The following is a 19,331-nucleotide window of genomic DNA, read 5'->3' as shown; positions in this document are numbered from 1 at the left end:
TTATAATGGAATATTGGTGTGTTTTTTCGGAGGCATGACATCTTTTTTGGTTGCCAGCGACTGGAGCGCACGGATAATCCGGAAACGGGTGTTGCGCGGTTCGATGACATCATCGATGTAACCATACCTGGCTGCATTGTAAGGATTCGCGAATTTATCTTTGTACTCTTCTTCCTGTTTTGCGACAAATTCAGCGCGTTCCTGGTCGTCTTCAATCTCCTTGATTTTTTTACTTTGCAGTACTTCGATGGCTCCTTTTGGTCCCATAACGGCAATTTCGCCGGTCGGCCACGAGTAGTTCAAATCGCCGCGCAGGTGTTTTGAACTCATCACGCAATAGGCGCCGCCATACGATTTCCGCAGGATTACCGTTACTTTCGGAACCGTAGCTTCACCGTAAGCAAACAACAATTTGGCACCATGCGAAATAATACCGCCGTATTCCTGGGCCGTTCCGGGTAAAAATCCGGGAACATCAACCAGTGTAACAATCGGAATGTTAAAGGCATCGCAGAAACGTACAAAGCGGGCGGCCTTACGCGACGCATTGATGTCGAGTACGCCGGCCAGGTAGTTTGGCTGGTTGGCTACAATTCCGGTTGAAATGCCGTTGAACCGGGCAAAACCAACCACAATATTTTGTGCGTAATTCCGGTGTACTTCGAGGAATTCATTGTAGTCGACGATGGAATAGATGACATCTTTTACATCGTACGGTTTATTCGGATTATCGGGGATTACTTCATTCAGAAAATCATCCAAACGGTCGATCGGATCGTCGCAAGGCGCCAAAGGAGCATCTTCCAGGTTGTTTTGGGGCAGATAGCTCAGCAGTTTACGGATGAGGGCAAGTCCTTCCTGTTCGTCTTCGGCAATAAAGTGGGTAACGCCCGATTTGGAACCGTGAACGGAGGCTCCGCCCAGTTGTTCGTCGGTGACCACTTCGCCGGTAACTGTTTTAACCACTTTAGGCCCTGTTACAAACATGTAACTGGTTCCTTTGCTCATGATGATGTAGTCGGTGAGCGCCGGAGAATATACCGCACCGCCTGCACAGGGGCCGAAAATAGCTGAAATCTGGGGAATGACACCCGATGCCATGATGTTGCGCTCGAAAATCTCGGCATAACCGGCCAGGGCGGTAACACCTTCCTGGATCCGTGCGCCGCCCGAGTCGTTAATGCCGACCAGCGGAGCGCCCACTTTCAGGGCCATATCCATCACTTTGCAAATTTTTTGGGCGAAAGTTTCAGACAGTGAGCCTCCAAAAACGGTGAAGTCCTGTGAAAAAACGTAAACCAAACGGCCATCGATGGTTCCCTGTCCGGTCACAACGCCGTCGCCTAAAAATTTGGTTTTTTCGATGCCGAAGTTGTCGCACCGGTGGGTGACGAACATGTCAAATTCTTCGAAACTGCCCTCGTCGAGCAGCAAGTCGATCCGTTCGCGCGCGGTTAACTTTCCTTTTTGGTGTTGGGCTTCGATTCTTTTCTCTCCGCCTCCCAGTTTGGCCTCGCTGCGGAGGTCAATAAGTTGTTTGATTTTATCCTGATTATTCATTGTTGATTTTTGTAAATAAAAATTGGTAGTCAAATTTGTTACTCGGAGCAAAATTCAGTCAATACACCTAAGGTTGATTTTGGGTGAAGGAAACCGATATTTAAACCTTCAGCTCCCTTACGTGAGCTTTTGTCAATCAGAACAACTCCTTTTTCCTGGGCTTCGGTCAACGCTTTGCCGACGTTGTCAACTGCGAATGCCAGGTGATGGATTCCTTGTCCTTTCTTTTCAATGAATTTGCCGATTGGTCCTTCCGGGTCGGTTGATTCGAGCAGCTCAATTTTTGTGTTGCCTACCTTAAAAAAGGCGGTTTTAACTTTTTGGTCGGCTACTTCTTCAATGGCATAACATTTTAAACCTAATACATTTTCGTAATAGGGGATGGCCTCTTCAAGGCTGTTTACTGCAATGCCGATGTGTTCAATATGTGATATTTCCATTTGTATAAAGTATTATAAGGTTGTAAAAATTGTGTTCAGTTATCGATGTTGTCGTAAAATGCTCCGGTTATATCCTTTTTAAACGAATAGCTCAAAAGTTCGAAAATCAGGATGTCATATTTCGTTAACCGGCTCATGGCGGATTTATTTTACGGCCGGATGATATCAGTGTTCTTTATTTGGTTATAAAAAAATATTTTTGAAAAAAAGGCAGGACTCCCGCCTGCCTTCTTTATTTAGTTCGTTTTTCCTTTAAAATAGAAGTGGGGGCCAAAGCGTTCAAAAGCAGCTTTATCCAATGTTTCCCGATGTTCAGGATGGGCAATGGAGATCAGCAATTTTGCTCGTTCCTGCAAGGTTTTTCCATACAGGTTTACCGCTCCGTATTCGGTGACTACCCAGTGCATGTTGGCGCGGGTGCTCACGACGCCTGATCCGGGGAGCAGGGTGGGACTGATTTTTGAAATGCCTTTTTCGGTAACCGAGGGGATGGCAATGATGGGTTTACCGCCCTTTGAGTAACCTGCACCGCGAATAAAGTCAATTTGCCCGCCAACGCCCGAATAGTGTTTAATACCAATGGAGTCGGCGCAAACCTGACCGGTTAAATCGATCGCCAACGCCGAGTTGATGGCTGTTACCTTGTCTAACTGGCGGATGACGCTGACACTGTTGGTATAACCAACATCCATCATGGCCACCATGGGGTTATCGTCGATAAAGTCGTACAGCGCTTTGGTTCCCATCAGGAACGAGGCCACCATTTTGCCTTTGTCGAGGTTTTTGTGTTTACCGGTAACAACTCCTTTATCAACCAGTGGCAGGATTCCGTCGGCAAACATTTCGGTGTGTACGCCGAGGTCTTTGTGGTTTCCTAACTGGGCCAGCACGGCATTGGGGATACCGCCGATACCCATTTGCAAACATGCGCCGTCTTCGACCAGTTCGGCCACATTCCGGCCGATGGCGGTTTCAGTTTCAGTTAGCGGGGCCATATCGTGCGCATAAAGCTCAATGTTGTCTTCAACAAAAATATCGATTTCGTTGATGTGGATCATGGCATCGCCCCAGGCGCGGGGCACATTGGGATTAACCGCTGCAATAACCACATCGGCTGTTTGTACAGCGGCCAGGGTGGCATCAACCGATGTGCCGAGCGATACAAAACCGTGTTTGTCAGGCATTGAACACATAATCATGGCCACGTTTACCTTGGTGTAGCCTTCGCGGATCAGTTTTTGTGTTTCACTCAGGAAAACCGGAATATAATCGGCATAACCGGCCTGGGTTTGCTTTCGCAGGTTGCCGCCTACGAAAAATTGCTCGGATACAAAAATCCCTTCAAATTCAGGATTGGCATATTCCACGTTTCCTTCCACGTGAATATGCTGAATTTTTACATCGAAGAGTTCTCCGTTCCGTCCGTGCTCAACCATTGGTTTTATCAGCGTATGCGGCGTAACTGCCACACTGCTGAGATGAACACGATCGCCGGATTTTATAACTTGTACAGCTTCTTGAGGTGTAACGTATTTGATTTGTTTCATAATTGTGAATTAGAATAGATTGCGCTCTGAAAATTTGCGGCAAATATAAAAATTTAAAAAGCAACGGTCGAGTAAAGTGGCTTATTTAAAAGTAGTCTAAGCAAAATGACAGTTATTTGAATTTAATGTTAAGAAAAAAGATTAGGGAGGAAATGATTGCCTGAAACGAGACCGGGCCAAACGTTTTAAACTGAAATTTTGTTCAATAGGAGAGAAGAATAGTAAAAGAAACGGGGCGGGGATGTTGTGAAACTTATTAAAATGAAACTGGCTGGTTTTCTCCGGCCTGTCACATAAATTTGAATGTCGGGAGAAAACCAGCCGTTAATTTTCAATCGGCAGAATCAGATGTAGAGAATGGTTTTTATCAGATTTTCAGCCCCTTCGGCAATTTGGGAAATGCTGGCATTAAGCATGTAACAAGGGGTGCTGAGCACTTTGTATTTCCGGTCGACAATCACTTCTCCGTGCGTGGTATGCGTGTGTTTTCCACCCATCGCCTCAATGGCGCCGGCCGTGCCCGAATCGTTTCCGATGGTGACTTCAACATTGCCCAGAATTTTCGTAATAACGGCCGGGGCGATGCATAAGGCCCCGATCGGTTTTCCTGCTGCGACCGTACTTCTGACCGCTGACTCGACATCGGGATCAACGGTGCAGTCGGAGCCGTCGAATGCAAAGCTGCTGAGATTTTTTGCAGCGCCGAAACCACCCGGAAAAATCAGGGCATCAAATGCGGAGGCCTTGTAATTTTTCAGGTTTTCAATTTTTCCACGGGCAATCCTGGCCGATTCAACCAGGACATTCCGGCTTTCATTCATCACTTCACCGGTCAGGTGGTTAATGACTTGGGTTTGGGGGATATCGGGTGCAAAGATGACATATTCGGCGCCTGCACGCGAAATTGCCAACAGGGTGAGGGTGGCTTCATGAATTTCAGCTCCGTCGTAAACACCGCAACCAGACAATACAACTGCGATTCTCTTTTTTGTTGACATGGTATTTAATTTTGGTTTCTCTAAAATTACGGATTTTCCGAGAACCTGAAAATAATATTATCAGTCTGTTTACTTGTACGCGGTGGCCGGTTCAATTTTATTTTCTATCCAATGTCATCCAGGTTATAGGGCGTTTCCTGGTAAACATAGTAGTTTAGCCAGTTTGTGAATAGTAAATTTGCCGCAGACCGCCATTTTAACAAGGGTTTATTTTGAGGATTATCGTCCGGGTAATAGTTTACAGGGATATCGATCGGCAAATTTTTTGACAGGTCGCGTTTGTATTCATTATCCAGGGTTTCGCGGGCATATTCGGCATGTCCGGTAATAAAAATCTGTCGTCCGTTACGGGCCATGATCATGTTAACGCCCGATTCGGCAGAACGGGAAATGATCTCGAGTTCGGGCGCCTTGTCGATATCTTCGGCCCTGATTTCGGTGTGCCGGGAATGAGGAACATAGTACTCATCATCAAATCCTCTAAAAATGGGCAATTTATTATCAGAGATCCGGTGTTTGAACACGCCGAACATTTTTTTGTCCAATGGGTATTTGGGAATGCCGTAAAAATGGAATAGGGCTGCCTGTGAGGCCCAGCAAATAAAAAAGGAGGAGGTGACGTGGTGAAGCGACCAGTCGAGAATGGTTTTCATCTCGTTCCAGTAGGTGACTTCTTCAAAGGGCAAATGTTCGACGGGAGCGCCGGTAATGATCATGCCATCGTATTTCCTGTTTTTGATTTCATCAAAGTTTTTATAAAACATCTTCATGTGTTCGGCTGAAGTGTTTTTATGCTGGTGATCTTTGATCTTCAAAAAATCGATTTCAACCTGAAGCGGCGAATTTGACAAAACCCGCAATAAATCAGTTTCTGTGGTGATTTTTAAGGGCATCAGGTTCAGGATGACCAGTTTTAACGGACGAATATCCTGATGTGAGGCACGGGTTTCATCAATAACAAAAATGTTTTCCTTCAGGAGCAGCTCAATGGCTGGTAACTTATCCGGAATATTCAGTGGCATAATTTTATCGTTTAAAATATTAAATCGGCTTGCCTGCAACCATATTGAGTTACAGGGCAAGCTCTCTCTGTTAATTAACCAATTTTGTTCAGGGCTTGTTCAAAATCGGCAATGATGTCATCAATATGCTCAAGGCCTACCGATACGCGTAGCTGCGACGGGTAAACCCCGGCGGCCAGCTGGGCTTCGGCCGATAGCTGCTGGTGCGTAGTTGCCGCAGGCTGGATGATCAGCGTTTTGGCATCGCCCACATTGGCCAGATGGCTCGCCAGTTGCAGGTTGTTGACAACCTGTTTGGCTTCTTCTGTTCCTCCTTTAACCGTGAAGTTCAACATGCTTCCGGGCCCTTTTGGGAAATACTTTTTCGCCAGTTCGTAGGATGGGTTACTTTTCAGTCCCGGGTAATTCACGCTTTCCACTTTCGGGTGCTTCTCGAGCCATTCGGCTAATTGCTGGGCATTCTGAACGTGCCTGTCCATGCGCAAAGACAGCGTTTCCAGCCCTTGCAGCAACAGGAAGGAATTAAACGGGCTGATGGCCGGACCAAAATCACGTAAACCTTCCACCCGGGCTTTAATGATAAAGGCGATGTTTCCAAACGGGCCGTCGAAGTTAAAGACATCCCAGAATTTCAGTCCGTGATAACCCTCCGACGGTTCGGTGAATCCGGGGAATTTGCCGTTCCCCCAATTGTAATTTCCGGCATCGACAATCACCCCGCCGATGCTGGTTCCGTGTCCGCCGATCCATTTGGTGGCCGATTCAACCACGATGTTGGCGCCATGTTCGATGGGGCGGAACAGGTAGCCGCCGCCGGCAAAGGTATTGTCAACAACCAGCGGAATGTCGTATTTCCGGGCCAGGTCGGCAATCGCGTCAAAATCGGGAATAACATAGCCGGGATTGCCGATGGTTTCGAGAAAGATCAGTTTTGTTTTATCATCAATCCGTTTTTCAAATGACTCCGGACTCAGGTCTTCGGTCAGCCGGGCTTCAATTCCCTGTTTTTTGAATGAAACGGTGAATTGATTGTAGGTTCCTCCATACAGGAAAGGCGAACTGACAAAGTTATCGCCTAATCCAAGCAAGGTATTGAAGATCAGGAACTGCGCGGCGTGGCCCGAAGCTACCGCCAGCGCTGCCACACCGCCTTCGAGCGCCGCCATGCGTTGCTCAAACACGTCTGAGGTGGGATTCATAATGCGGGTATAAATGTTCCCGAATTCTTTTAACCCGAATAAATTGGCAGCATGGTCCGCATCTTTAAACACATACGAACTGGTTTGATAGATGGGGACCGCCCGCGAGCCGGTCGTTGGATCGGCTTGTTGACCTGCATGTAGCTGCAGGGTCTCGAATTTCAGATTTTTACTCGTCATCGTATTCTCTTTTAGGGATTAATTATGAAAAAATATTTTATGAATTTCCTGGATGGCTTTTATTTTATCACGCTTGTCGACAACAAGATAACTTACCAGGTCGGAAGCGCCCGATCCGCTGATCAGCACGTTGATCCTGTTTTTTGCAACGGCAGAGAACAGGGCCGCCGAGATGCCATGATTTTGTTGCATACCGTGCCCCACAATCGCAATCAGGCACACCTGTTCAGCAATTTCGACCTCGCTCACCGATGGTAAATCCAGTTCGCGCGACAACTGCCGGGCCCGTTCGATCGAAGCTTTGTCAACCATGATATTGATGCTGGTTTGGGCCGTAATCACCGAACGAATATTAATATGCTGTTTGTTAAAGGCGGTGGTGACCTTTGCCAGGATACCCGGTTTAAATCCGACACCTGGTCCGTTCAGCTTCAGAATGGCAATGTCGTCGGTATACGCCACGCTTTTCACTACCTGTGGCGTTACAATGCTTTTTGAATTAATGACGGTCCGGAGTATTTTTTCTCCGTCAGCCAATTCATATACATAAATAGGAATGTGTTTTTCAATCAGCGGCTCAACAATGCGGGGGTGAATGCCCGAATAATTGAAATAGGCCAGTTCTGAGGCTTCGGCGTAGGTCAGACTGTCGATATAAGCCGGGTTTTCAACCAACTGATCGTCGGCTGTCTTGAAGGGAGTGCCGATTTGCCATAATTCCAGCCGTTGAAGGTCCAGGATCGACGCGATGGAGGCCGCGGTATAATCGGCCGCCCGGCTGCCGATACGGGCCACACGGCCTTGTTGCGTCATGCCGTATGAGCCGGGAATGATATTGACTTTGCCAAAGCTGAAAGCCGATACCTGCGGGCGCGATTGTTCAATCAGCACCGTTGCATTTCCAAATTCTTCGCTCACCAGCAGGCCAAGCGTTTCGGGGAATACCAGGCCGGCTTCTATGTCGTTTTGTTGTAAGATGTCAACCAGCAGGGCCGCGGTAATCTTTTCGGCATACGACAATACCTGGTCCTGCAAGGCCAGTGAAAAATCGCCGGTGTAGTGGATTCCTTTTAACAGAATATCCAGCTTTTCCAGCAATGGTGTCAGGGATGGCAGGGCCGATAGCCTGAACTGATTTTTTATCTTGTCAATTTCGTCACGCACAAGGGCTAAAATCATGTCGGGATCGCCGGTCCCGGCACCCAATGTTTGAAGTCCTTTCGTTAAGGCGTTTTGGATTTCATTCGTCGCCGATATCGTCAAGATATGTGCTGTTCCTGCCTGTTTCAGCAAGCGGACCAGGCTTGAAATGACTTGCGGATCATTTAAATTGTTTCCGCCAAACCTTACAATACAATCTGGCATAAATTTAAAATTTATGGGATAATAGAAATTAAAAGAAATTGATCTCGGGATTTTTTTGTACGCCTTCACACCATATCCGACAACGAATACCGAATGAAGGCTATCGCATACACATAGACATGGAAAGCATCGAATAAACAGCACAACCCGTGAATCGGGTGCAGAATTGGAGCTGGTATGTTTTGCTGTTATTCATGAAATATGCCTCGTATTAAGTGATGCAAACCTAAAAAAATGTTTTTACAATAACAACGGGCCCTGTAAAAAGTTTAGAAAGTTTACTGTGCCGGGAACTGAATCTGTTTGAAAGTGAATTCAATTAAATGGTCATCCACCGGTAAGGATATTTTCAGGTAAGCTGCTTCGGGGAAGGCCGGGAAAAGCACTTTACCGTACATGGCATAATTGCTGTCGAGGGTGGTTTTCCGGATGGTTGACGAAGCCCAGGTGTCTCTTAAATGGTTCAGGTCCTGCGCCTGAAATTCAGCCTCCATTCCCGATATCCGGACATCGTCGACCATGTCGGCGGCGATTTCTCCGGCCAGATAATCGTTGTGGGGATTGTCGTCGGTACTGGTAATAATTGCCGCGGCGAGGCCAACGCCAACTATAGCCAGGGTGGCCCCAAGCTGGTTTTTCTGCCGGGCTTTATTGATGGATAATTGTTTGTCGATTCCCATGATTTCGTTTTCCGGGTTAATTGCGGCCACCTGATTCTCCGTTAAGGGGGTCATGGTGGCGTTGTACGCTCTGCATGAAAACGATGCCGGATCAATGAGTATGGGCATGTTTGAGCCGTTTGTGATATGAAAATCAAACAGGTATCGGTTGTCTTCCAGTTTGTCGAATCCAACTTCATAATGGACTCCGTAAACGGAATCGCTGACAAATGCTTGTCCGAACAGCCATTTGTCCGGTTCGCGGTCGGGTTCGAGGCGGATAATGTTTTTCGGGACAGAACAGGATTGGATAAGCAGGGCGACAAAAATAACAAGAAGCAGAAGGCTGGGTTTTGTTTTCATAACTGTCTGTTTTCGTTCCAGGCAAATTTACCAAATCCTGTGCCAAAGCCTATGATATTTTCAGTAAATAGCGGATAACCACCGACGAACGGAAGCAACCAAACAGCGGGGGCAGGGTTTTCCAGGCAGCCTGATGATTTATTTTCAACGGCTGTTTCAAAAATAAGACAGCCAATTGAAGCAATATTCAATTGTTGATTGAAAAGGCTGATATTCAAAAGGCCAGTAAAGTAAGGTCAACAAAAGGACTCATGATTCATGCCTTTGGGTGATTGGCCTCTGCTTTTATAACATTAGCAATTTTACCCTTGATTTGCATGAATAAATTGTGTCAACGGGATCCGAAACATATTTAACTGCAGATTCTTTTCTTTTTGACCGATCATTTCTACCAGCTTTGTATCCAAATTAGCATAACTTATTACTCTTCGGAGTGCCAGATGATCAAAGGCTGGATCATCTATTCTGGCGATATTACATCAGAATTTCATTAAACTGCTTTTCGTAAGGAATTGCATATAACAGCTCATATTCCGTTGTAAATTTCTGAAATGTTTTCTGCGCCAAGCCGTGTTTCCCAACACGGACCAGTGTTTTGCATTTCAACTCGACCGCTTCTTCATTGATGGAATCAAAGATTAAAATGCAATCTGCAATTTTAATCAACAAATCAGTATCCTCCTCTGTATTTTTATATTCAAGGTATTCCAGGAGCAGATCAATTAATTGACTGGAAATTCTTTCTTTGATCTCGTCGAGCCACTCATAATTTAAAAATGTTAGTACCGGGCCCTTTTGTGCAATGGTGATTAGCCGCTCAACATCTTCTTTCAGTATATTTTCTTTTTGAATAATCTTTTGAAGTTCAAGAACGTCAATATACATATCCGGAATGTGCTCGTTATAGACAAATGTCCAGTAGCCGTTTGAGCTGGTAAAATCACAGGTTCCAATGAGCCCCAAAATTTTCTTAAGCTTGCCCATATTCACCGCCCGGTTATTCACAGCTTTAGCCGATGGCTTGTCGAACCAAAGCATTTCGGTTAGCTTGTTCGATGTGATTCCTTTTCCATTTTTAAACGGGTACAAAAGAATGATCAGGAACAGTTCTTTTATCAAAGGGGTGAAAAATTTGGTAATGTCTTCCCCCTTTTTGTCAAAAGCTTGAAAGCCTCCAAGCAGGAAGATGGAACTTCTTGGTTTATTGTTCTCCGCCAGTGATTGTCTCGACATTTCGATGTTTTTTTTCTTTTCAGCATCCTTCGCGATTCTTATCCGTTCTCTTGCATCGCTGATTTTTTTGCGGATGGTAAACCCTAAAAAAAGGACAACATCAAAAAGTAAAATCAAAATAATCCAGTACCAGGCTTTTCGTTTGTCATTTTCATTTTCGATAAGCTGATGTGATTTATTTGGAGGAAAGTTAATTCTACTTTAACAGATTGAAAAAAAAGTATTTAAATCATTGATTTTTTTTAGTTTATATTTGTTTTAGTTGTTGATTATTAGTATTTTAGAGGCGTAATAGAAGGACAAATTTATCGTTCCGAGCAATGTTTAATACAACATAAAAAAGACAATCGATATGGAAAAACACTGGCCTCTGTGACCCAGAGGCTAAGTGACCACCTTACCCCGTATAAGCAACTGTTTTGCAACCGGACAAAGAAATTTTTTGATAAAGCGGAACAATACATTGATAATTCCTTTTGGAAAACCTTAATTTTACTTGTTATATAAAACGATAGCCATTAGGAAGATAGCAACAAATAAAAAAACATGGATTTTAAAACGTTGCACGAGAAATATCAGCAATTGCTTTTTGAGAACAACCGGCTAAAAGAAGAGATCAAAAGGATGAAAGCTCAGCTTGGCATCAAAGTGGTCTCCAGTCAAATCAGTGAAGGTGTCATTCGAGGTGAAGCCCTCACGAATACGAGTGCCGTAACCAAACACATCTCTGCGCCGGACCCGGAATTATTTGATCAGCAAGTAGAAACAAAACCTTCAACTTCTGATAACTTTCTAAACAAAATGTCTGCTCCCGAAGAAAAGGTCAAGCTCGTCCTATCATTGTTCAAGGGCCGGGATGATGTGTATGCAAAAAGATGGGAAAACAAAGCAAAAGGAACTGCCGGCTATTCACCTGCCTGTGGTAATGAATGGAAACCGGGCATTTGTCAAAAGCCAAAAATAAAATGCTCGGCTTGTAAAAATCAGGATTTTCTTCCTTTGAATGAGACGGCAGTTGATACGCATTTGCGTGGTCAGCAAAATATTGTAGTCGGCATCTATCCTTTGCTCCCAAACGAAACCTGCTGGTTTCTGGCAATTGACTTTGACGATGAAGGATGGCAAAAAGATATAATGACGCTCAGGGAAGTATGCTCCGTGTTTGAAATTCCCATTGCTATTGAACGATCACGATCAGGAAACGGGGGCCATGCCTGGTTTTTCTTTGAACATCCTGTTCCGGCTTCTTTGGCCCGAAAGTTTGGAAGTACTCTGCTAACCCATGCCATGAGCCAGCGGCACGAGATCACATTTAAATCTTATGACCGTTTCTTCCCCAATCAGGATATTATGCCGAAAGGTGGTTTCGGCAATTTAATAGCTCTGCCCCTGCAAAAGACAGCAAGAAAAGATAACAACAGCATCTTCATTGATGAGCATTTTCACCCGATAGAAGATCAGTGGGCTTTTCTGGCATCCGTCCAAAAGCTTTCCGAATGGAAACTGGAAGAATTGATATCAAAGCTATGCACGGGGAGTGAGCTTGGGACATTGAAAACAGACGATGAAGAAGTGCCCAAACCATGGGAAAGTATTAAAAAGACGGAGGTCAGCAAGAATGATTTTCCCAATAAAATCGAAATTGTAAAAGCCAATATGTTGTTTATTCCCAAAGCCGGGTTTTCCCAAAGAGCATTAAACCACCTGAAACGGTTGGCTGCTTTCAAAAATCCTGAGTTTTACAAAGCCCAGGCCATGCGCTTACCGACCTTTGATAAGCCAAGGATTATATCTTGCTCGGATGAAACGGCTGAATACCTGTGCTTACCACGAGGATGTGAAACGGATATAAAATTGCTGTTTGAGGAAATAAAAACGAAAGTGTTGTGGACCGACAAAACCAATCCCGGCAAAACGATAGATGTTGTGTTTAAGGGTAGTCTGAGGGATGATCAACCTCTCGCTGTTGAAAAACTACTGGAACATGATCATGGAATTTTGTGCGGAACAACGGCTTTCGGAAAAACAGTCGCAGCCATAAAACTGATCGCCGAAAGAAAGGTCAACACCCTCATACTGGTTGACAAGGTCAGCTTGGTCTCCCAATGGAGGGAAAAGCTTTCAACCTTTTTGACGATCAATGAAAAAGAGAGTAGTCATCCGGTGATTAATTCAAATATTAGCCAGTTACTACCGGATGACTTGCAAAAGAAAATCAGAAAAAGAGGGAAAAATAAAAGCATTGTCGGACAGATGGGAGCCGGAAAGCAGGCATTGAACGGTGTCATTGATATTGCGGTTATGCAATCGCTGAGCAGAATGGGAGAAGTAAAGGAATGTGTGAAAGATTATGGCATGGTGATCGTTGACGAGTGCCATCATGTTTCGGCTTTCAGTTTTGAGATGATATTGAAAAATGTGAACGCTAAGTATGTTTACGGCTTAACAGCTACTCCGACCAGAAAGGATGGACACCATCCCATTATTTTTATGCAATGTGGCCTAATCCGTTACCGGGACGATGCCAAAACGCAAGCAGAGAAAAGGCCTTTCGAACATTTTATCATACCCAGGTTCACTTCTTTCAACGTGCCGTTGGACAAAGAAGAGAAAGATATCCCAATTCATGAACTGTACGCCGGAATCATTGAAAATGAAATGAGAAATCAGTTAATCGTAGATGATGTCATTCAATGTCACCAAAATGGCAGGAATTGCCTGGTCCTGACAGAAAGGACAGCTCATGTTGAGTTACTTGCCAACGAATTCAGCAAAAGGATCCCGGATGTAATTTCACTCACTGGCGGCATGGGAGTAAAAGGAACCAAGGAGACCATGACCCGTATTTCAGAAATCCCCAATTACAGATCGCTGACTTTAGTTGCAACAGGGCGGTACATTGGCGAAGGCTTTGATGAACCAAGGCTTGACACCCTATTTCTGGCTATGCCCATTTCGTGGAAAGGAACTTTACAGCAATATGCGGGGAGACTTCACAGATTATTTGAAGGGAAAAAAGAAGTGCTGATTTATGACTATGTGGATGTCCGGGTACGGATGCTGGAGAAGATGTACAATAAACGGCTTGCAGGATATGCGTCTATCGGCTACAAGGCAAAAGGCGAAAATATTGCAGCAGGATCCACGGATATCATTTTTGATAAAACCAATTTCCTGCCGGTATATTCCAATGATATTGTCAGCGCGTCAAGGGAGATACTAATCGTAAGCCCGTTTGTAACAAAACGGCGGACTTTTCAGATGACACAGAATCTTGGAATTGCTCTTAAAAATGGTGCAAAAGTGGTCGTCGTGACCCGACCTGCTGAAGATTTCAAAGACAAGGATTTGACTGCCTGGCAGACGACAATTGAATTGTTAAAAAGTTATGGGATTGGTGTCATCTTTAAATCAAATATCCATCAAAAGTTTGCCGTTATGGATGAAAAGATTGTTTGGTACGGCAGCATTAACCTGTTAAGCTTTGGCACCGCCGAAGAAAGTATCATGCGACTTGAAAGTTCGAATATTGCCAATGAACTGATTCAAAGTATAAAGAAGGTGGACTGAGCGGGCTGGTTGATAGGGAGGGTTCGATCGAACAAGCCTGTTTGAGAATGCAGATCGCCTTTTTCTTTCAACATGCACTCATAGAATGCAATTTTTTCTTCGTGAAGTTTTATTATTTGCTCAATGGGATAAAATCGTGAGTCGGTATTGGATGCTTATTTGTTCGACAACCTTGATGAAGTAAGGGAGGTGTCTCAGGAATTTGTGGATGATTACAACAACCACAGGACTCACGTTGCCTTAGGCAGTATCTCTCCCAGTAAGTATAGAGAACTTACTACAGAAGGCTCCAATCCCATTGAAGTGCATTAAAATGGAATGACTAAAGCATTTAAAATCAGTATATTATTTTCTTTAACCTAAGCTGGTCTCGAATTCGATACCTATTTACATGTTCACTTATCAAATTATACTTTAAAGATTTTATCAATTCGATCTTGATAATTAAACATATTATAAACAGGCAGTAATGGATTCAAAGCATGTAAAAAATAATTCAGTGATTATTATTTCCGTAAGAAATTTAAAATATACGTTCCTGTATTGTCTCCTTTTTTTTGTTATTAATTTGTTAAAATGATAATCAAAATTCAATAATTAAAGCAAAAAGAAATTATTTAAGTTAATATTAGTACAGAAAATTTTAATATGTATTTATTCATTGTCAAAAAGATAACTGAATATGGAATTCAAATGTAAAAAAGCAGGCAATGAATGTTACGGACTCAAGGAGCTTGTATTACTTTTTGAGATCAGTCAGCGATTGATTCAAAGCAAGGAACTGAAAGATGATTTATCGGGAATTTTGGAAATGGTGGTTAAACATTTGGGCGCCGAACGGGCATTCCTGACCATTTTAAACCGCGAAACCGAAAGCATTATTATTGAAGCAGCTTACGGATACAGTGCGGCGCAGCAGGCACGTGGACGTTACAAGCTTGGCGAGGGAATCATTGGCCGTGTGGTTGAAATGGCACGCCCAGTTGTGATTGACAAAATCTCGAAATCGAGTTTATTCCTGAACCGAACCGGGCAGGAATTAACCAAAGATGGGCAGGAATTATCGTTTATATGCATTCCGGTGATTGAAGAAGGAAAGGTTACCGGAACACTCAGTATTGTACGCCTTTATAATCCACATATTTTATTTGACGAGGAGCATTGGCTGCTTTCGATTATCGGTTCGTTGATTTCGCGGACTGTTCGGGCGAAACAGGAACGTTTGGAGGAAATGGAAATTCTCAAACAGAAAAATATTCAACTTCAGAATCAGCTCGAAACCGAGCACCGCCCCGGAAATATTGTGGGTAACTCGAGTAAGATGCGCGATGTTTACGGTTTGGTAAACATGGTTGCCGAAACCAATTCAACGGTTTTGATTCGCGGCGAAAGCGGGATCGGGAAGGAGCTTATTGCTGACGCCATACATTTTTCGAGTCCTCGCGCGAAGAAGAATTTCATTAAAGTGAATTGTTCGGCACTGCCAGATACGCTGATTGAAAGCGAATTGTTTGGTCACGAGAAAGGGGCTTTTACAGGAGCCGAGTCGCGCCGAAAAGGCCGTTTCGAATTGGCCGATGGCGGAACTATTTTTCTGGATGAGATTGGTGATATTCCATTGTCGACGCAGGTAAAATTGCTTCGGATGATTCAGCAGCGCGAATTTGAACGGCTGGGCGGAACGGAAACGATAAAGGTTGACGTGCGCATTGTGTGCGCCACCAACCGAAACCTCGAAGACATGATCCAGAACAACGGGTTTCGCGAAGACTTGTATTACCGCATCAACGTGTTCCCGATTTTTGTGCCGCCACTGCGCGACCGGCGAAACGACATTCCGGTATTGGTCGACCATTTTATTGAGAAATTTAACAAGCGCAACAAGGCCAAAATCAGCCGGATAACCACTTCAGCCTTGAATATGCTGATGGTTTACCGTTGGCCGGGGAACATTCGAGAACTGGAAAACTGTGTTGAACGCGCGTGTATTTTAACGCAGGACAATGTCATTCACAGTTACAATTTGCCACCATCGCTGCAAACCGCCGACTCAACCAACACCAAAGCTTCAGGAGGATTGATGTTTACCGTTGAGCAGGTAGAAAAGCAACTGATCCGCGAAGCGTTGGTTAGCTCAAAGGGGAACATTGCCAAAGCAGCTGACGAGTTGAAAGTAACCGAACGCATGCTGGGTATCCGCCTTAAAAAATACAACATCGATGCCTGGAGGTTCAAAGTGTAAGGACTGGAAGAAGTCACCCCGAATTTAATTCGGGGTCTCTCGTTAAGAGGTAAGGGATCCTGAAACAAGTTCAGGATGACTCTTTGAATATGATTTTGTTTAAAACCTATTTTATTAGCCGACGACAAGTATGCAGGACTAGCCAACTGCAATATCAACTTCTCCACTCTTCAGGCCAAACCGCTCATAAATATCCACGACTTTATCGTCGATCCTGAATGTCGCAACATAGGCGCCGGGCATTTTCTTCTGCGCGGGGTTATCAATTATGCCTCGCAAAAAGGCTTCTGCCGGGTTAACCTCGAAGTGCGCGAAGATAACTCGAACGCCAAGTCGCTTTACCGCAAAATGGGCTTTACCGGTTGCGTCCCCCGCATGATGTTTTGGGAGAAGAAATTGTAAAGAATAAAACTTTTCTGCCGGGTAAATCACCTATCGAAATGCCACGAGCCTACAGCTCTCTGGTTCAAAACACTGCCTTAAACAACAGATTGAAATCGGTTGCTACATTATTGGTCGAGACTACGTCTCTTTTTTTTTCTGCTACAGAATTGCAAGTGAACCAATCCCGTAGGGATAGTTCTATTTTGTAGCCCCGGATTTTAATCCGGAGAAATTTCCATAGCCCAAACAGAGTTCTGTAGAAACGATACATTAGTCGATTTACTTTAGGAAAATTAATTCAGTATGAAAAAAATAATAATATACTAGAACGCAACTTAGCGTTAGCACTTGAATCCAATTGCAAACAAAAAAATTACATAACACATAATATTTATACTCTTTTTACAGAACTTTTAGATGAGACAATGCTTCCTAAAAAAGATTTGATTGACACAGATGTATTAACATATACGGAGTACGCTTGGGCTACAAGGAACAACTTAATTGATTTGGTAGATTTAATAAGTAAATATTAATTGCCACTCCTTCCCAATTTCCCCCTTTCCTTATTCCATTTTTGTTTACTGCCAACTGCGACTGATCACTTTCTTCCTTTCCTACCAAAATGTAGGTTAAACCAATATTAACACTCCTCAAACCCTTGTTTTTGTTGAATTTGTGCCGTGCAACACCTTTTGTACGCCCAATTCTCCGTTCCTACCAAAATGTAGGACTTTCCGCCGTACCAAAATCCTTTTAATTTTTTTTGCTCCCTCTAAATAGCAGATTTACTGCGTTTTTCTGTTTGCCTTTTGCCTTTTGCCTTTTGCCTTCTTCTTCTCTTGGCACCGTTCTGGTAAAGCCCTTTCCAAACGAAAGAAGTTTAAATCCTAAAAATAGTTGGAAGATGAGAAAGATTGCAATTTATGGTAAAGGTGGAATCGGAAAATCCACTACCACACAAAACACAGTGGCCGGATTGGTCGAAGCAGGATTCAATGTAAAAGTAGTGGGTTGTGACCCTAAAGCTGACTCAACCCGTTTGTTGCTGGGCGGTTTAGCTCAGAAAACCGTTTTGGATACCCTGCGCGAAGAGGGTGAGGATATCGACATCGATGATATCGTGAAAGTTGGATACGGCGGCGTTCGCTGCGTGGAGTCGGGCGGCCCCGAACCCGGAGTGGGTTGTGCCGGTCGCGGTATCATTACTTCCATCAACCTGTTGGAGCAGTTGGGAGCCTGGGACGAAAAATATAAAATCGACTACACATTCTATGATGTATTGGGCGACGTGGTTTGCGGTGGTTTCGCCATGCCTATCCGCGAAGGAAAAGCCGAAGAAATCTACATCGTGGTTTCAGGAGAAATGATGGCCATGTATGCGGCCAACAATATTTGCAAAGGTATCAGCAAATACGCCCAGGCCGGAACTGTTCGCCTCGGAGGTTTGATTTGCAACTCGCGCAAAGTGGACAATGAACGCGAAATGATCGAAGAACTGGCACGTCAGCTCGGAACCAAAATGATCCACTTTGTCCCTCGCGATAACATGGTTCAGCGTGCCGAAATCAACCGTAAAACAGTGATTGAATACGATCCGCGCCACAGCCAGGCCGACGAATATCGCGCTTTGTCGAAAGCCATCAATGAAAATACTCAGTTTGTAATTCCAAAGCCGCTGGCCATGGAAGAGCTGGAAACTTTGCTGATTGACTTCGGAATTGTGAACTAAAGTGTACCTCCAACCCCCTGAAGGGGGCTTAAAGTCCCCTTCAGGGGATTTAGGGGGTGAATTCAAAATGAATAAGAAACTAAAAAGATAGGAGAATCAAAATATGTTAATGATAAGAGCAATTGTACGTCCTGAAAAATCGAGTAAAGTATTGAAGGCCTTGTTTGAAGCCGGTTACGTGGCCGTAACAAAAATTCCGGTGGTGGGTCGCGGTAAACAGTGCGGCATCAAAATCGGTGATGTTACTTACGACGAGCTTCCGAAGGAAATGCTTTTGATGGTAATTAAAGACGAAGACAAGGATTTTGCAGTGACCACCATTATGGAAGCTGCACGCACCGAGCCGAAAGGCGCCTTTGGCGATGGCAAAATTTTCATCACACCTGTTGAGGAAGCTTACACCATCAGCCGCGGAACCAAAGAATTATAATCAGAAAAATTTCAGGATATGAAGCTAATCATGGCCATTATACGCATCGACAAAATGAACGCGACCAAGCGCGCACTGTCGAATGCCGGACTTCCTTCGATGACCGCCACCGGAAAAGTTTTCGGGCGTGGCAAAGGGCTTTGGGATGCCAAAGTACTCGAAGGGGTAAAGAAAGATCTTCCTGAGGCACTGGCTCATTTGGGTAAAGAACCAAGACTTCGGCCACAACGTGTTATCACACTGGTTGTTACGGACGAGAACAAAGATAAGGCGGTTGAAATCATCATTGAAGCCAACCAGACTCCAGAACCGGGCGACGGTAAAATATTCGTCATCCCGATGATTGATGCAATTAAAGTGAGAACCGGTGAAGCCGGTGATATAGCACTCGATTAAAATTTACGACT

The 19,331-nt window shown here is 44.3% G+C and carries 17 protein-coding genes; 7 read left to right on the top strand and 10 right to left on the bottom strand.

The window, feature by feature from the left end:
• From AC6H3C_RS18085 to AC6H3C_RS18040, 10 genes are all read right to left on the bottom strand, one after another.
• Positions 1 to 1,560 (bottom strand): acyl-CoA carboxylase subunit beta, encoded by a 1,560-nt coding sequence (locus tag AC6H3C_RS18085; RefSeq protein ID WP_497516874.1) that lies wholly within the window; start codon positions 1,558 to 1,560, stop codon positions 1 to 3.
• Positions 1,561 to 1,598: 38 nt separating this feature from the next.
• Positions 1,599 to 2,000 carry a methylmalonyl-CoA epimerase gene (gene mce, locus AC6H3C_RS18080; protein WP_497516872.1) on the bottom strand — a complete coding sequence of 134 codons (402 nt, stop codon included), beginning with the start codon at positions 1,998 to 2,000 and terminating at the stop codon, positions 1,599 to 1,601.
• A gap of 236 nt (positions 2,001 to 2,236) precedes the next feature.
• Positions 2,237 to 3,547, bottom strand: a complete 1,311-nt coding sequence (locus tag AC6H3C_RS18075) for an acetyl-CoA hydrolase/transferase family protein (protein WP_497516870.1) — start codon at positions 3,545 to 3,547, stop codon at positions 2,237 to 2,239.
• A 344-nt stretch (positions 3,548 to 3,891) separates the two neighbouring features.
• Positions 3,892 to 4,545 carry an isoprenoid biosynthesis glyoxalase ElbB gene (elbB, locus tag AC6H3C_RS18070; protein ID WP_497516868.1) on the bottom strand — a complete coding sequence of 218 codons (654 nt, stop codon included), beginning with the start codon at positions 4,543 to 4,545 and terminating at the stop codon, positions 3,892 to 3,894.
• Positions 4,546 to 4,649: 104 nt separating this feature from the next.
• Positions 4,650 to 5,567 (bottom strand): homoserine O-acetyltransferase MetA, encoded by a 918-nt coding sequence (gene metA / locus AC6H3C_RS18065; RefSeq protein WP_497516867.1) that lies wholly within the window; start codon positions 5,565 to 5,567, stop codon positions 4,650 to 4,652.
• A gap of 74 nt (positions 5,568 to 5,641) precedes the next feature.
• Positions 5,642 to 6,946 carry an O-acetylhomoserine aminocarboxypropyltransferase/cysteine synthase family protein gene (locus AC6H3C_RS18060; protein WP_497516865.1) on the bottom strand — a complete coding sequence of 435 codons (1,305 nt, stop codon included), beginning with the start codon at positions 6,944 to 6,946 and terminating at the stop codon, positions 5,642 to 5,644.
• 18 nt (positions 6,947 to 6,964) lie between these two features.
• The gene (locus AC6H3C_RS18055; protein ID WP_497516863.1) at positions 6,965 to 8,311 is read right to left on the bottom strand and encodes an ACT domain-containing protein; all 1,347 of its coding nucleotides are present in this window, start codon (positions 8,309 to 8,311) and stop codon (positions 6,965 to 6,967) included.
• Positions 8,312 to 8,589: 278 nt separating this feature from the next.
• The gene (locus AC6H3C_RS18050; RefSeq protein WP_497516861.1) at positions 8,590 to 9,333 is read right to left on the bottom strand and encodes a hypothetical protein; all 744 of its coding nucleotides are present in this window, start codon (positions 9,331 to 9,333) and stop codon (positions 8,590 to 8,592) included.
• Positions 9,330 to 9,551, bottom strand: coding sequence for a hypothetical protein (locus AC6H3C_RS18045; RefSeq protein ID WP_497516859.1), 222 nt, complete (start codon positions 9,549 to 9,551; stop codon positions 9,330 to 9,332). Before AC6H3C_RS18045 ends, AC6H3C_RS18050 begins: the two co-directional genes overlap by 4 nt.
• Positions 9,552 to 9,807: 256 nt before the next feature.
• Positions 9,808 to 10,566: a hypothetical protein gene (locus AC6H3C_RS18040; RefSeq protein ID WP_497516858.1), complete on the bottom strand. Its 759-nt coding sequence runs from the start codon at positions 10,564 to 10,566 to the stop codon at positions 9,808 to 9,810.
• Between the two features lie 546 nt (positions 10,567 to 11,112).
• Here AC6H3C_RS18040 and AC6H3C_RS18035 point away from each other — a divergent pair.
• The 7 genes from AC6H3C_RS18035 (at position 11,113) to AC6H3C_RS18005 (ending at position 19,320) form a co-directional block, all read left to right on the top strand.
• Positions 11,113 to 14,136 (top strand): TOTE conflict system archaeo-eukaryotic primase domain-containing protein, encoded by a 3,024-nt coding sequence (locus AC6H3C_RS18035; protein ID WP_497516857.1) that lies wholly within the window; start codon positions 11,113 to 11,115, stop codon positions 14,134 to 14,136.
• A 147-nt stretch (positions 14,137 to 14,283) separates the two neighbouring features.
• Positions 14,284 to 14,448 (top strand): integrase core domain-containing protein, encoded by a 165-nt coding sequence (locus AC6H3C_RS18030; RefSeq protein ID WP_497516855.1) that lies wholly within the window; start codon positions 14,284 to 14,286, stop codon positions 14,446 to 14,448.
• A 370-nt stretch (positions 14,449 to 14,818) separates the two neighbouring features.
• Positions 14,819 to 16,378, top strand: coding sequence for a sigma 54-interacting transcriptional regulator (locus AC6H3C_RS18025; protein WP_497516853.1), 1,560 nt, complete (start codon positions 14,819 to 14,821; stop codon positions 16,376 to 16,378).
• A gap of 108 nt (positions 16,379 to 16,486) precedes the next feature.
• The gene (locus tag AC6H3C_RS18020) at positions 16,487 to 16,780 is read left to right on the top strand and encodes a GNAT family N-acetyltransferase (protein ID WP_497521275.1); all 294 of its coding nucleotides are present in this window, start codon (positions 16,487 to 16,489) and stop codon (positions 16,778 to 16,780) included.
• Between the two features lie 889 nt (positions 16,781 to 17,669).
• Entirely contained in the window at positions 17,670 to 18,494 is an 825-nt protein-coding gene (nifH, locus tag AC6H3C_RS18015) for a nitrogenase iron protein (protein ID WP_497516852.1), read from the top strand.
• A gap of 109 nt (positions 18,495 to 18,603) precedes the next feature.
• Positions 18,604 to 18,924, top strand: a complete 321-nt coding sequence (locus AC6H3C_RS18010; protein ID WP_497516850.1) for a P-II family nitrogen regulator — start codon at positions 18,604 to 18,606, stop codon at positions 18,922 to 18,924.
• Between the two features lie 18 nt (positions 18,925 to 18,942).
• Positions 18,943 to 19,320, top strand: coding sequence for a P-II family nitrogen regulator (locus AC6H3C_RS18005; protein WP_497516848.1), 378 nt, complete (start codon positions 18,943 to 18,945; stop codon positions 19,318 to 19,320).
• Positions 19,321 to 19,331: the final 11 nt, after the last annotated feature.

The sequence above is a fragment of the Gaoshiqia sp. US2 genome (assembly GCF_059705485.1).
This window is presented reverse-complemented; position numbering and strand designations above follow the sequence as displayed.

What these genes read in the sequence shown, in the direction of transcription:
- AC6H3C_RS18085 (WP_497516874.1), bottom strand. Translation starts at nt 1,560, where the DNA reads ATGAATAATCAGGATAAAATCAAACAACTTATTGACCTCCGCAGCGAG.
- mce (WP_497516872.1), bottom strand. Translation starts at nt 2,000, where the DNA reads ATGGAAATATCACATATTGAACACATCGGCATTGCAGTAAACAGCCTT.
- AC6H3C_RS18075 (WP_497516870.1), bottom strand. Translation starts at nt 3,547, where the DNA reads ATGAAACAAATCAAATACGTTACACCTCAAGAAGCTGTACAAGTTATA.
- elbB (WP_497516868.1), bottom strand. Translation starts at nt 4,545, where the DNA reads ATGTCAACAAAAAAGAGAATCGCAGTTGTATTGTCTGGTTGCGGTGTT.
- metA (WP_497516867.1), bottom strand. Translation starts at nt 5,567, where the DNA reads ATGCCACTGAATATTCCGGATAAGTTACCAGCCATTGAGCTGCTCCTG.
- AC6H3C_RS18060 (WP_497516865.1), bottom strand. Translation starts at nt 6,946, where the DNA reads ATGACGAGTAAAAATCTGAAATTCGAGACCCTGCAGCTACATGCAGGT.
- AC6H3C_RS18055 (WP_497516863.1), bottom strand. Translation starts at nt 8,311, where the DNA reads ATGCCAGATTGTATTGTAAGGTTTGGCGGAAACAATTTAAATGATCCG.
- AC6H3C_RS18050 (WP_497516861.1), bottom strand. Translation starts at nt 9,333, where the DNA reads ATGAAAACAAAACCCAGCCTTCTGCTTCTTGTTATTTTTGTCGCCCTG.
- AC6H3C_RS18040 (WP_497516858.1), bottom strand. Translation starts at nt 10,566, where the DNA reads ATGTCGAGACAATCACTGGCGGAGAACAATAAACCAAGAAGTTCCATC.
- AC6H3C_RS18035 (WP_497516857.1), top strand. Translation starts at nt 11,113, where the DNA reads ATGGATTTTAAAACGTTGCACGAGAAATATCAGCAATTGCTTTTTGAG.
- AC6H3C_RS18025 (WP_497516853.1), top strand. Translation starts at nt 14,819, where the DNA reads ATGGAATTCAAATGTAAAAAAGCAGGCAATGAATGTTACGGACTCAAG.
- nifH (WP_497516852.1), top strand. Translation starts at nt 17,670, where the DNA reads ATGAGAAAGATTGCAATTTATGGTAAAGGTGGAATCGGAAAATCCACT.
- AC6H3C_RS18010 (WP_497516850.1), top strand. Translation starts at nt 18,604, where the DNA reads ATGATAAGAGCAATTGTACGTCCTGAAAAATCGAGTAAAGTATTGAAG.
- AC6H3C_RS18005 (WP_497516848.1), top strand. Translation starts at nt 18,943, where the DNA reads ATGAAGCTAATCATGGCCATTATACGCATCGACAAAATGAACGCGACC.